11 protein-coding genes are annotated in these 12456 nt (G+C 65.5%); 4 read left to right on the top strand and 7 right to left on the bottom strand.

Annotated features, from left to right (window positions below; all coding sequences use genetic code 11):
- Window positions 1-3 precede the first annotated feature (3 nt).
- From K678_RS06150 to K678_RS06140, 3 genes are read right to left on the bottom strand one after another with little or no spacing between them, the layout of a single operon-like run.
- Complete coding sequence (locus tag K678_RS06150; protein ID WP_021131594.1) at window positions 4-1068, bottom strand: 5-oxoprolinase subunit C family protein; 1065 nt, start codon at window positions 1066-1068, stop codon at window positions 4-6.
- Window positions 1065-1784, bottom strand: a complete 720-nt coding sequence (gene pxpB / locus K678_RS06145) for a 5-oxoprolinase subunit PxpB (protein ID WP_021131593.1) — start codon at window positions 1782-1784, stop codon at window positions 1065-1067. The genes K678_RS06150 and pxpB overlap by 4 nt, the downstream gene beginning before the upstream one ends.
- A 15-nt stretch (window positions 1785-1799) precedes the next feature.
- The gene (locus K678_RS06140; RefSeq protein WP_021131592.1) at window positions 1800-2897 is read right to left on the bottom strand and encodes a response regulator; all 1098 of its coding nucleotides are present in this window, start codon (window positions 2895-2897) and stop codon (window positions 1800-1802) included.
- Window positions 2898-3254: 357 nt separating this feature from the next.
- On the opposite strand from K678_RS06140, the gene K678_RS19400 reads away from it, so the two are divergent.
- Window positions 3255-3764: a DUF2155 domain-containing protein gene (locus K678_RS19400; RefSeq protein ID WP_021131591.1), complete on the top strand. Its 510-nt coding sequence runs from the start codon at window positions 3255-3257 to the stop codon at window positions 3762-3764.
- Window positions 3765-3942: 178 nt separating this feature from the next.
- Window positions 3943-5460, top strand: coding sequence for an acetyl-CoA hydrolase/transferase family protein (locus tag K678_RS06130; protein ID WP_021131590.1), 1518 nt, complete (start codon window positions 3943-3945; stop codon window positions 5458-5460).
- 78 nt (window positions 5461-5538) lie between these two features.
- Here K678_RS06130 and K678_RS06125 read toward each other — a convergent pair whose 3' ends face one another.
- Complete coding sequence (locus K678_RS06125; RefSeq protein ID WP_021131589.1) at window positions 5539-5946, bottom strand: hypothetical protein; 408 nt, start codon at window positions 5944-5946, stop codon at window positions 5539-5541.
- 332 nt (window positions 5947-6278) lie between these two features.
- Between K678_RS06125 and K678_RS06120 the strand changes: the two genes are divergently transcribed.
- Window positions 6279-9842, top strand: a complete 3564-nt coding sequence (locus tag K678_RS06120; RefSeq protein ID WP_021131588.1) for an ATP-binding protein — start codon at window positions 6279-6281, stop codon at window positions 9840-9842.
- A 79-nt stretch (window positions 9843-9921) separates the two neighbouring features.
- Entirely contained in the window at window positions 9922-10734 is an 813-nt protein-coding gene (locus K678_RS06115) for a universal stress protein (RefSeq protein ID WP_021131587.1), read from the top strand.
- A 198-nt stretch (window positions 10735-10932) separates the two neighbouring features.
- On the opposite strand, the gene K678_RS06110 is transcribed toward K678_RS06115, so the two are convergent.
- The 3 genes from K678_RS06110 to K678_RS06105 form a co-directional block, all read right to left on the bottom strand.
- Complete coding sequence (locus tag K678_RS06110) at window positions 10933-11349, bottom strand: hypothetical protein (protein WP_021131586.1); 417 nt, start codon at window positions 11347-11349, stop codon at window positions 10933-10935.
- A 76-nt stretch (window positions 11350-11425) separates the two neighbouring features.
- Window positions 11426-11569, bottom strand: a complete 144-nt coding sequence (locus K678_RS18540; RefSeq protein ID WP_155804474.1) for a hypothetical protein — start codon at window positions 11567-11569, stop codon at window positions 11426-11428.
- A gap of 63 nt (window positions 11570-11632) precedes the next feature.
- On the bottom strand, window positions 11633-12456 hold an 824-nt coding region (locus K678_RS06105; protein WP_021131585.1), incomplete at its 5' end, for a putative bifunctional diguanylate cyclase/phosphodiesterase.

Raw genomic sequence — 12456 nt, 5'->3', positions numbered from 1 at the left:
CCGTTATATCGTCTCGGCCTCGGGCGGTGCAACCGGCTCTTCGTCGCCGGTTACCACTCCAGAAATCAGCTCGGCACGATAGAGCGCGGCAAGGTCGATCCGGCCGCTTTCCTCAATCGAGGCAAGGCTGTCGAGGCAGTCTTGCACCGCTTGTTCCTGGGCGCGCCGTGCGGCCTCGGCCTCGGCGATGGTGACGGCGCGAAAGACCAGCCGATCGCCCGGCACGGCCCGGCCCAGCCGGGGCAGATCGGCCGAGATCGCGGTGGCGATCTTGGCATAGCCGCCGGTGGTCTGGTGATCGGCCAGCAGCAGAATCGGGCCGCCGTCGCCGGGAACCTGAATGCTTCCGGCGACGATGCCGTCTGACGCAATGTCGGCCCCGGCGCGGTGGTGCAGCGTTGGACCTTCCAGCCGCATCCCCATCCGGTCCGACCGGGCTCCGACCGTGTAGGGGGACGAGAGCAGGGTGGCCAGAGAGTCTTCAGTGAATGCGTCGGCCTGCGGCCCCGGAACCAGCCGGATCGGGCCGTCGCCATAGGGCAGGGGACGGGTCAGAATCCGCTCCGGTCCGGGACCGGCATCGTTGCGGCGCAGCGGCAGCATTCCGGTTTCCAGCGCCCGCCCGCCCAGCGGTCCCAGACCGGCCCCCAGATGAGTCGACAGACTGCCCAGCACCGGGGCGATGGCGAACCCGCCTTCGACCGCCAGATAGGCGACCAGACTGCCATTGATCGGACCGATCTCAAGCCGATCGCCGCGCACCAGCCGCCACGAGCGATCGGGAGCCAGCATCCGCCGCGCCCCGTCGGCCTGGGTCAGGGTCAGCCGGGCCGGACCAGCCACCGCGATCCGGACCGAGTCCGCCTCGACCTGCACCAGCGGGCCGGACAAGGTCAGTTCCAGGCATCCCTCGCCGGGGGGATTGCCGACCAGGGCATTGGCGAGGCGCAGCCCGATCCGGTCCATCGCTCCGGCCACCGGGATTCCCATCGCCCGCAATCCGACCCGCCCCAGATCCTGAAGACTGGTGCGTGGCCCGGGCCGCAGGATATCAAGCGCCGGGCTCATCGGCCCAAATCCGGTTCGAGACGGGGACGGGTGGCGGCCAGGGCGGCGAAGCGGTCGGGATCGATCGGCTCGAAGCGGACCCGGTCCCCGGCGGCCAGCAATGCCGGAGGCGACCATGCCGGGTCGAACAATGGCAGGGGGCAGCGCCCGAGCAGATGCCAGCCGCCGGGGCTGTCGCTGGGATAGATTGCCGCCATCGTGTCGGCGATCGCGACCGATCCGGCCGGGACGCGGGGGCGGGGATCACTGCGACGGGGCAGGCGCAAGGCGGGGTCGAGCCCGGTCAGATAGGCAAAGCCGGGCAGGAAGCCCAACATCCGGACGACATAATCGGCGGCAGAATGGCGGGCGATCACGGCATCGGGGGACAGGCCGGTTGCGGCGGCCAGTGCGGCCAGATCGGGGGCGAACGTCTCGTGATAACAGACCGGCAGCCGCCACACCCGCGATGGCGGCGGGGGTGTGCGGGCGGTTTGAGCCTCCAGCGCGAGGAGAGCGGCTTCGATCTCGGCCCGGCTGGTGGTCAGCGGATCATAAAGGATTTGCAGCGAGCGGAAGGTCGGCACCAGTTCGACCAAACCGGCCAGTTCGCCCCGCTGGTGGGCGGCGCGGGCGGCGGTATTCAGGGCGGCAATGCGCGATCCGGCGTCCGGCGCGTCGCCATAATCGATGTTGAAGGCGGTGTCGCCCAGGCTGGTGACGCGACAGGGGGCCATGGCCGCCTCGGTGCCTTACCGGACCGCGTCCAGCAGCATCGAGCGGAACATGCGAAGAAGATTTTGGTCGAGATGCTGGCTCATCTGCTCGGTCATCAGGGTCAGCGCGGCTTCCGCCTCCATCGCCGGTTTATAGACCCGTCGGTCGGTCAGCGCGCTGAACACATCGGCGATCGAGGCCATCCGGGCCAGTTCGTTCAGTTCGCCCTTGTGCAAACCGCGCGGATAGCCGGTGCCGTCCAGTTTCTCGTGATGCTGGGCGGCGACGATCACCACCGGCTTCGGGATCGCGGCACCAGCATCAAGATAGCGGATGGTTTCGGTCACATGCCCCTTCATCACCGTGAACTCGCTTTCGGTCAGGCGGCCCGGTTTGTTGAGGATTTCATGCGGGATCGCCACCTTGCCGACATCATGCAGCAATCCGCCGCTGGCCAGCATCATCAAATCGTCGCGGGGCAATCCCATCGTGTGACCGAACAGCGACAGCAACGTCGCCACCCGCAGGCTGTGGGCATAGGAGTAATTGTCATGCTCCTTCACCCCGTCGAGAATGCCGCGAACGTCGCTGGTGCCGATTGCGTCGACCAGGGGGGCACAGGCGTCCTTGACCGAGACGAACGGTACGGGCTCGCCCGCCGCGATCGAGTCGGAAATGTCGTTGAAAATCGCGACCGTGCCCTTCAGGGCCAAGCGTGACGGTTCGGCCAGATCATCCCACTGTGCCTCGACATCCTGATTGAGCAGCGACGAAATCGTCCGAATCAGGTGGTTGCGCCCATAGGGCTTCGACAGACAGGCCTTGGCACCGCTTTGTTCCAAGGCAACGGCGATTTCGGCCTGGGGGCGTCGCGAGGCGATCACCACCGCCACCTCGGCCAGGACCGGCTCCTGCCGCATCTGGTGAACCAGGGCAAACCCGCCATGGGGGGGAATCTCGTCGTCGATCAGCACGACGCGGGGAGGGGCGACGCGCAGACCGTGCCATCCCCGCTCGGCATCGGGATATTGATTGACCCGATACATCGACATCAACACCTCGGCCACCTTCGCCCGGTTGGTGGCATTGCTGTCGATGATGGAGATCAGAGGGACGTGTTCAAGGGGAGGCATGGGCCAAACATTAAAACCAAGGTGATAGGGGGGACCTGTCACTGGTTCGAAGATAGACCGAACGTAGGCGGCGAAATAAGAACAAATTACGCCATAATGCAACGAATTCCGCCGGGTTTGTTCGCTGTGCCGGACAATATCGCCCCACGAGGGATGACGCGCCGGACTCCCTTCTTTGCGGTTGCGTTCAGACCCGATGTGCGTGACTTAAGAAGCGGATCAGACTTCCCGTCGTCTGTCGCGGCGGTTACCGTGCGCCGCCCGATCCTCCCTGGCGGAGGCGGCTACCCGGCGAGGGATATATAGAGGGGCTCGGTCATTGCCGCCCCGGTATTTAAGGTAAAGGGAGATCGTCGCATGCGTCCGACACTGGTCTTAATCGCCGCCGCGCTTTTTGCCGTGCCGTTACCCGGCTGGGCCCAGGTCGCGGGGCCCGGCGGCAATCCGGAATCCGCAACCCAGGCTCCGGTGCTGACGCCGCCGCTCCAGCCGCCCGCGCCCGCCGCCGTGCCGGTTCCGGTGCTGCCCGCGCCTCCGGTGCATATGGGGGCGGATTTGTCGTTCGGTACCGCCGTGCTTCAGGGGCTGGACAAGGTCAGCGCCCGGGTTCAGACGATCGAGGCCCCGGTCGGCGTGCCGGTCCGCTTCGGCTCGCTGGAAATCATCGCCCGCGCCTGCAAGAAACGCCCGCCCGAGGATTTGCCGGAAAGCGCTGCTTTTCTTGATGTTTGGGAATTACGACCGGGTGAACCGACAGAGGAATTGTTCCGTGGCTGGATGTTTGCCTCCAGCCCGGCGCTGTCGGCGATGGAGCACCCGGTTTACGACATCTGGGTGCTGGATTGCAAAGGCGCGGCTGGGCGCTGATTTTTTATGGCGCAGCGCAACATAATTTCTTCCCGGCCCAAGCGGCGAAACAAAATATCGATTTTTAGTGCGGATGCAAGCCCCTCGTGCGAATGTGCAACCTGCCCATTCGACATTGGTGGTAGCGGTGACGGGGGGGTAAAGAACCCGAATGGACATCTGTGTGGAGCCGCCGTGCATGTATAGAGATCGTATCCTGCTCAAGTCGCTGTGGGGCAAGGTGGTTGGCGCGGAAGAAGCCGCCATGCACATTCAGGACGGTATGACCGTCGGGATGAGCGGCTTTACCCGTTCCGGCGACGCCAAGGTCGTACCGATGGCTTTGGCCGAACGCGCGACCGAGCACCCGCTGAAGATCAGCCTGATGACCGGTGCCAGCCTGGGCAGCGACATCGACAAGACCCTGGCCGAAGCGCATGTGCTGTCGCGTCGCCTGCCGTTCCAGGCTGATCCGGTGCTGCGCAAGGCGATCAACGCCGGTGAGGTGATGTTCGTCGATCAGCACCTGTCGGAAACCGTCGAGATGCTGCGCTCGCGTCAGCTGCCGAAGGTTGACGTCGCCGTGATCGAGGCGGTGGCGATCACCGAAGATGGCGGGATCATTCCGACCAGCTCGATCGGCAATTCCGCGACCTTCGCGATCCTGGCCGAGAAGATCATCGTCGAGATCAACATCCATCAGAGCATGGATCTGGTCGGTCTCCACGACGTCTATATCCCGACCCGGCGTCCGCATCGCGAGCCGATTCCGCTGATGACCCCCAGCGACCGCATCGGCCTGCCCTACATCCCGGTCGATCCCTCGCGTATTGCCGCGATCGTGATCACCGAAAAGATGGATTCGTTCGCGACGATCACCCCGCCGGACGAGGAAACCAACGCGATCGCCGGTCATCTGGTCGAGTTCTTCCGCCACGAAGTGGGCAAAGGCCGTCTCTCGACCTCGCTCCAGCCGCTTCAGGCCGGGATCGGGTCGATCGCCAATGCGGTGCTGCACGGCTTCCTCGACAGCCCGTTCCACGATCTGACGATGTATTCCGAAGTGTTGCAGGATTCGACCTTCGAACTGCTCGACGCGGGCAAGATGACCTTTGCCTCCGGCTCGGCCCTGTCGCTGTCGGGCGATTGCGCCCGCAAGTTCTTCGGCGACGTCAAGCGCTACAAGGACCGGCTGGTGCTGCGTCCGCAGGAAGTGTCGAACCATCCCGAGGTGATCCGTCGTCTCGGCCTGATCGGCATCAACACCGCGCTTGAGGCCGACATCTACGGCAACGTCAACTCGACCCACGTCAACGGCACCCACATGATGAACGGCATCGGCGGTTCGGGCGACTTTGCCCGCAACTGTTATCTGTCGGTGTTCGTCACCAAGTCGGTTGCCAAGGGCGGCAAGCTGTCCTCGATCGTGCCGATGGTCACCCACGTCGATCATTGCGAACACGACGTCGATCTGATCGTCACCGAACAGGGTCTGGCCGATCTGCGCGGGCTGGCCCCGCGTGAGCGCGCCTCGCTGGTGATCGAGAATTGCATGCATCCGACCTACCGCGACCTTGCTCGCGATTATTACAAGCGGGCGTTGACCCGTGGCGGTCACACCCCGCATCTGATCGAGGAAGCCTTCTCCTGGCACCTCAACGCCCAGCGCACCGGCAGCATGCTGGTTGAAGCGAAGGCCGCCGCCGCCGCCGAGTAAATCCGGCGAGGGGAGACGAAAAAAGGGGCGCTCCGGGTTACCGGGGCGCCCCTGTTTTTTGGGCCAAAAGCTGCGGTCTCAGCCCAAGGCGTTGTCGAGCAGATAGCGGGCGATGTCGGTCGGCTTGACCTTGATCTCGTTGACCTCGCGACCGTTTTCGAGCGCGAAGCGAATCCGCATCGAATTCTCGACCGAACTGGGATTGATCTTGACGATTCCGGCCTCGCCCTTGAGGCGGGGGTAATAAGCCGGATCGACCATCTTTTCCTTGCGCGCCATCCGCTCCAGGATCGCCGCTTCGGAAACGGCGTCGGCGGGGCGGGCGGTCACCACCACCCAGTCGGTGACTCCGGCCAGACCCTCGGCCAGATGCTCGGCGGGCGTCCCTTCGGCGAGATAGCCCAGTTTATAAAGGTGCTTGCCCAGTCCGACATCACCGCCCCAGGCTTGCAGGATTTTGCTTTTGGCGACGTAGGCTGTCCCCATTCCTTCCCCCTTGCGATCGGGGCGAACCCGACCCGGTCCGCCGTTCGTGTCCCGATTCCGAAGTTCGTATCGTCGAAATCCGGCATCTTTCGAACTTCGGAATCGATCAGGACACGAATAACTCTATGTTTTCTAGTGTGGTTTTCGGATTCGAAGCTCCTAAAATCGTTCGCGGCACGAATGATAGGAACTTCGAATCCTCCACACGAGCGAACTGGTAGCACGCGGCCGGGCTGCGGCAAAGCCTTGCCGCCGGGCTTTGCCGAATGCGTCCGGCTCGGGCATGATGGGGCGGGGCGATCAGCGGAGGACGGGATCGGGTGCCGGGTGCGATGACGCAGAACGGGCCGGAAGGCACCCCGCCGCGACCGGGTCGGGCGGTGGGCGGCTGGCGATTCGGCATCCGCGCCAAGCTGGTGGTGGCGATCGGCGCGGTCGGGGCGATGATCCTGTTCGGGGCCAGCCTGACCTGGTTCAGCTATACCGAGATCGAGCGTCTACTGGCGGCGATGACCCGCACCAATCTCCCCAGCGTCTCGAACGCGCTGAAACTGTCCGAGGCGACGGCGCGATTGGCGGCGGCGGCGCCCGCGCTCGACGGGTCGATGTCGCAATTCCAGCGTCAGAGCAATTTCGTCGCGCTGCAACAGCAGACCGAGGGGTTGCTCGGCCTGCTCGACGGGCTGGCCGGGGCGGCGACCGACCAGAATCGGGTCGAAGAATTGCGCTCGATGATCGCCGCCTTTGCCGACAATGTCGTTGACCGCAACATCCTGGTCGATCGCCGCCTGCAATTGTCCGAGCGCGCCCGCGCCGAAGCGATTTCCCAACTCGATATCGAAGTGCGCGGGTCGGTCGAATGGCTGAACAACGACCAATTGCTGGCGGCGGTGGTCCTGGCCTCGACGATCCTGCGCGAAACGGTGACCGCTCCCGATATCGAGAAGATCGGCGAATTGCGCGAATCCTATGACGAGCAGGTGCGCCGCCTCGCGCTGCTGTCCGACGGAATCGGCGAGGGCCCGGCGGCGGATCGGGCCCGGGCGCTGACCCGTCGGGTGCTGGCGTTGGGGACCGGGGCGGAAAACGTGTTCGAGTTGCGCACGCTCCAGATGCTGACCAACGCCCGGCTGGCCACCGCCAACGACGAAGGCCGCGATCTGGTGGCGCGGACCTCGTCGGCGGTGGGGCGGTTGGTATCCGCCGCCGAGGCCGACGCCACCGACAATGAACGCCGGGCCGAAGCGGCGGTGCTGAACGGTCGCTATACCCTGCTGGTGGTGGCGATGCTGACCTTCATCGGTCCGCTGCTGTTCGTCTGGCTGTATCTCGGCCGCAATCTGGTCGGGCGGCTGACCGGGCTGGCCGAGGCGATGCACCGGATCGTGCTGGGCGATTTCCACACCCCGATCCCTGACGGCGGCAAGGACGAGATCGCCGACATGGCCGCCGAACTGGTGGTGTTCCGCGATGCGATGGCCAAGGTCAGCGATTCGACCCAGGCCCTGATCGAAAGCGAAAACCGCCTGCGCCGCATCCTCGATACCTCGCCGCTGGCGCTGGCGATTTCGACGGTGGCCGATCATCGGCTGGTGCTGGTCAATCCGCGCTGGACCGAGCTGTATCAGGTTGCCGACCGTCAGGCCGTCGGGCTGGATGCCTCGACCGTCTATGCCGATCCCGCCAATCTGCGCCGTCTGGTCGATCTGGTGACCCGGAACGGCTTCGTCACCGGCTTTGAATGCCGGATGCGAACCCGCGATGGCCGCGATTTCTGGGCGATGCTGTCGGCGGCCGAGATCGAGATGGATGGCGAGACGGCGGTGATCGTCTCGTCGATCGACATTTCGCGTCACAAGGAAGAGGAAGCCGCACTGGCCGAGGCCAAGCGGATGGCCGAGGATGCCAATCAGGCCAAGTCGCTGTTCCTCGCCACGATGAGCCACGAAATCCGCACTCCGATGAACGGGGTGCTGACGATGGCCCATCTGCTCGAAGACATGCCGTTGCCGCCCGAACAGCACGAGATGTCGCGGGTGATCCGGGATTCCGCGACCTCGCTGCTGACGATCATCAACGACATCCTTGATTTCTCGAAGATCGAGGCCGGGCGTTTGCCGTTGGAGGTGATGGAGCTGTCGCCGGTCGATCTGGTCGAAGGCGTGGCCGAATTGCTGGCTCCCCGCGCCCGTGAGAAGGGGATCAGCCTGATCACCCATATCGATCCCGATTTACCGGCCCGGGTGTTGGGCGATCCGGTGCGGATGCGCCAGATCGTCACCAATCTGGTCGGCAACGCGATCAAATTCACCGATAGCGGCTATGTCAGGATTTCGGTCGAAAGCGCCGATCCGCACGCCCGGCCGCTGGCGCTGACCCTGTCGGTGATCGATACCGGGATCGGTTTGGACGAGGAGCAGAAGGCGCGTCTGTTCGAACCCTTCATGCAGGCCGACGCCACGATCTCGCGCCGCTATGGCGGGACCGGGCTGGGCCTGTCGATCTGTCGCCGTCTCGTCGAGTTGATGGCGGGTGAGATCGCGGTCGAGACAATGCCCGGACGCGGTTCGACCTTCCGCGTCACCGTGCCGCTTGACGTCGCGGATTCCGCGCCCGAACCCGGTCCCGATCTGGCCGGGATTGCCGTTCTGGTGCTGGCCGAGGGGCCGGTGGTGGCCGAGGGATTGCGCCGCTATCTCGGCCATCTGGGGGCCCAGGTCGCGGTGGTGGTCACCGCCGAGGGCGCGCTGGCAGCCGTGCGGGCGGCGGCGCTGGCGGGGTGGAGCTACGACGTGATGCTGCTCGATGGCGGCCAGGATTACCGGCATTGTCTGGGACTGGCCGGGGCGTTGATGCAGACCGCCGCCGCCGAAGGGGGAATGCGGGTGGTGGCGATGGCGGCTCCCCGCGGTCTGCCCGCTGCTACCGCCGAGGCCCGCGCTGCCGGTCTGTTCGCCCTGTTGCCAAAGCCGGTGCGCCGCCGTGCCTTGTGGCGGACGGTCGCCGCCGCCGTCGGACGCGGTCGGCTGGAAGATGTCGGCGGGGGGGGCGACAATCCCGCCGGGGCCGAAGCCCTGTTCGAGGCCCCCTCGGTCGCCGAGGCAGCCGCTGCCGGGGCGCTGATCCTGATTGCCGAGGACAATCCGACCAATACGGTGGTGATCCGCCATCTGATGGAGCGGCTGGGCTATGCCTGCGAGATCGTCGCCAACGGGGCCGAGGCGTGGGAGCGGATGCGAATCCGCGATTTCGGTCTGCTGCTGACCGATTGCCACATGCCCGAGATGGACGGGTACGAACTGACCCACCGGGTGCGCGAGGCCGAAATCGAGACCGGGCGGCGGATGCCGATTGTCGCCCTGACCGCCGATGCCCTGTCCGGGACGGCGCGGCGCTGCCGGGACAGCGGGATGGACGATTTCCTGGCCAAGCCGATCGACCTTGCCCAGCTTGACGATACCTTGCGGCGGCTGCTGCCCGCCGCCCAGACGCTGCGCCGCCGCCGTGTTGCCGTCGCCGCGCCGAGTATGGCTGCGCCGGTCGTGCCCTCCCAGGTTGGCGACGCCCCTCCGGTGCTCGATCTCGAACCGATGCGCAGCCTGTTCGGCGCGATCGGGACCGAAGCCCGCGAGATGCTGGCGCTGTTCGTCGAGTCCACCCGTCCCCAGGTCGAAGAGATGCAGGCCGCCTTGGCCGAGGGTGACATCGCGACGGCGCGCGAGGCGGCCCACGCTGCCAAGGGGGCGGCGTTCAGCGCCGGGGCGACCCGCTTCGCCCGTCTGTGCGCGACGATCGAGGTCGCCTGTGCCGAGGACGACCGCACTACCGCCGTCGCCGCGTTGCCGCAGGCGGTGGCCGCCTTTGCCGAAACCGAGGCCGCGGTCGCCGCACTCTGAGGCTGGCGACCCGATGGTCTGACGTGCAGAGTGGAGCGAGGGGACCCGTCGGCAGGACGGGAGAGAGGGAGAGGGGACGATGAAGGATATTCTGGTTCATCTCGATGACAGCGAGCGCTGTGCGGTGCGGCTGGCCCTGGCGATCGGGCTGGCGCAGCGGTTCGGGGCCCGCCTCACCGGGCTGTTCGCCCGCGTTGACAGCTTTACCCCCGGTGCGGTCGCTCATCAGGCCAGCGATTTTCTGATCGCGGCCCGCACGATCGTCCGCGCCGGGTTCGAGGCGGCGGTGGCCGCCGCCGGAATCAATGGGCGCTGGTGGCATCTGTCGCATGGCGAACCGGGTCATGTGCTGGCCGAAACCACCTTCTGCGCCCGCTTTGCCGATCTGGTGGTGATGGGGCAGGTCGAACCGAAATCGGCCTTGGTGCCGAACGATCTGGTCGAGCATGTGATCTTGAATTCCGGCCGCCCCGTGCTGGTGGTGCCCTATAGCGGCAGCTTTGCCACGATCGGCGAGCGTATCGCCATCGCCTGGAACGCCAGCCGCGAAGCCGCCCGCGCTCTGGCGGATTCCGTGCCGCTGCTGGCCGGGGCGACCTCGGTGACGGTGCTGTCGTTGCGTGGCGCCCACGAGGACTCGCGCGGTCTTCCCGAAGTGCCTCACGTCGATATCATCGACCATCTTGCCGTCCGGGGGATCAAGGCCGAGGCGGATCATCTGTCCGGCGAGCAAATCGGCAAGATGGATATGTTGCTATCGCGGCTGTGCGATCTGGGGGCAGATCTGGTGGTGATGGGCGCCCAGAGCCCCGGTGTGCTGTCGCTGACCCGGGGCAGCGGAACCCACTACATCCTGTCTCACATGACGGTGCCGGTGCTGATGGCGCATTGACAGACTATGGAAACACGCCGCTGCGCGGCCGGGCGACTGCCCGGACCCGTCCGGAGGCGAAAGCCTCCGAACCTCCATTTCTTTTTTATATCAATTAATTAAAACTACGGAGGGGTCGGGAGGCTGTGCCTCCCGATGGGGGGCGGGGGCGGGACGCCCCCGAAATACGTCCGATCCAGATATCCCCGTGCCGTATTTCTACCGCGCCAGACGCTGACGGATTTCGTCGTCGCACTGGAACAGCCAGGCAAGCCTGCGCATCCGGGCCGATTGCCGGGCGATGTCGCGCCGTTCTTTTTCGGCGGGATCGTCGGTTTCTTCGCGGGAAAGCCGGGTCATCCGGCTTTCGATGCCGCCGGTCTGCTGGGCGGATTCCTCTTCCAGCCGGGCGCGGCGGGCGGGTTGGGCCATCAAATCGTTGCGTTCGGCGGCGATCGCCTCAAGCTGGCCGCGCCAGAACGGACCAGGGTAGATCAGGGCGGCAAGGCCGGGCGGGCCTTTTTCCGGCTCGCAGCGGTCGGTCAGGGCGATCCGCGACGGCGGTAAGGTCGCCCAGATCAGCACGATCACGCCCAGCCCCAGCAAGATTAAAGTTCGGACGCGCGCCCGGTTCATCGCTGTTCCCCCGCCGTTTGGTCAAGGATACGGCGAAGGCGGCGGTGCTGACAATCCGACGGGAGAGGGGGGGCGGTCAGGTGGCGGGGGACAGGTCGTTCTTTGCGGCGGCGCGCTCGGCGCGGACGGCATAGCGCCATGCGCTGAACAGAATAACCAGTCCCGCCAGTGCCATAATGACAATGGCGGTAATCGCGATGTCCTGGGCCGTCAGGGGCATGATGTCCTCTAAACATGTCGATCTCGCAGGATGACATGTTTTTTGCAGGTGCGAAAGGGGTGGTCAGGCCAGCCAGTCGCGCTGGTCGCGGACCAGTTGGGCGAAGTCCTCGGCGGGAACGGCGCGGCTGAAATAGAAGCCCTGAGCCTCATCGACGCCCTGGGCCAACAGGAAGTCGAGCTGGTTGCGCCTTTCGACGCCCTCGACATTGACGCGGGTGCCGAGCGAGTGGCCGAGATCGACGATCGCCTTGACCACCGCCGCATTGTCGGGATGCTGGCCGATATCGACGACGAACGAGCGGTCGATCTTCAGCTTGTCGACCGGGAAGCGCTTCAGGTAATTGAGCGACGAATAGCCGGTGCCGAAATCGTCAATCGAAACCAGAACCCCCATCGTGCGCAGCGATTGCAGCACCTCGATGGTGGTCTCGACATTTTGCATCGCGATGCCTTCGGTGATTTCAAGCTGAAGACACGCAGGGTCGAACCCGGTCTGGTCCAGGATGTCGGCGATCATCGCCAGCAAGGTCTGGCTGTGCTTGAACTGGACCGGGGACAGATTGACCGCGATCTGCATCGGTCCCAGCCCCTGGCGCAGCCAGGTGCGGCCCTGAAGACAGGCGCGATGGAGAATCCAGCGCCCCAGCGGGGTGATGAGGTCGGTCCGCTCGATCACCGGGATGAAGTGAGCGGGCGGCACCCAGCCCCGGGTCGGGTGGTTCCAGCGCAACAGCGCCTCGCAGCCGACGATCTGCCCGGTCTTGAGGTCAAGCAGCGGCTGGTAATGCAATTCAAGTTGATCGGTGCCCAGCGCCAGTCGCATGTCGCGTTCGGTCGCCTTGCGGGCCTGGACCTCGGCGTCCATCGCGGCAACATAGAAATGAT

The sequence above is a fragment of the Magnetospirillum fulvum MGU-K5 genome (genome assembly GCF_000442515.1).
Taxonomy (GTDB): domain Bacteria; phylum Pseudomonadota; class Alphaproteobacteria; order Rhodospirillales; family Magnetospirillaceae; genus Phaeospirillum; species Phaeospirillum fulvum_B.
This window is presented reverse-complemented; position numbering and strand designations above follow the sequence as displayed.

Excerpts from the sequence above, each read along its gene's own strand:
- K678_RS06150 (WP_021131594.1), bottom strand. The coding sequence starts at position 1,068 with ATGAGCCCGGCGCTTGATATCCTGCGGCCCGGGCCACGCACCAGTCTT.
- pxpB (WP_021131593.1), bottom strand. The coding sequence starts at position 1,784 with ATGGCCCCCTGTCGCGTCACCAGCCTGGGCGACACCGCCTTCAACATC.
- K678_RS06140 (WP_021131592.1), bottom strand. The coding sequence starts at position 2,897 with ATGCCTCCCCTTGAACACGTCCCTCTGATCTCCATCATCGACAGCAAT.
- K678_RS19400 (WP_021131591.1), top strand. The coding sequence starts at position 3,255 with ATGCGTCCGACACTGGTCTTAATCGCCGCCGCGCTTTTTGCCGTGCCG.
- K678_RS06130 (WP_021131590.1), top strand. The coding sequence starts at position 3,943 with ATGTATAGAGATCGTATCCTGCTCAAGTCGCTGTGGGGCAAGGTGGTT.
- K678_RS06125 (WP_021131589.1), bottom strand. The coding sequence starts at position 5,946 with ATGGGGACAGCCTACGTCGCCAAAAGCAAAATCCTGCAAGCCTGGGGC.
- K678_RS06120 (WP_021131588.1), top strand. The coding sequence starts at position 6,279 with ATGACGCAGAACGGGCCGGAAGGCACCCCGCCGCGACCGGGTCGGGCG.
- K678_RS06115 (WP_021131587.1), top strand. The coding sequence starts at position 9,922 with ATGAAGGATATTCTGGTTCATCTCGATGACAGCGAGCGCTGTGCGGTG.
- K678_RS06110 (WP_021131586.1), bottom strand. The coding sequence starts at position 11,349 with ATGAACCGGGCGCGCGTCCGAACTTTAATCTTGCTGGGGCTGGGCGTG.
- K678_RS18540 (WP_155804474.1), bottom strand. The coding sequence starts at position 11,569 with ATGCCCCTGACGGCCCAGGACATCGCGATTACCGCCATTGTCATTATG.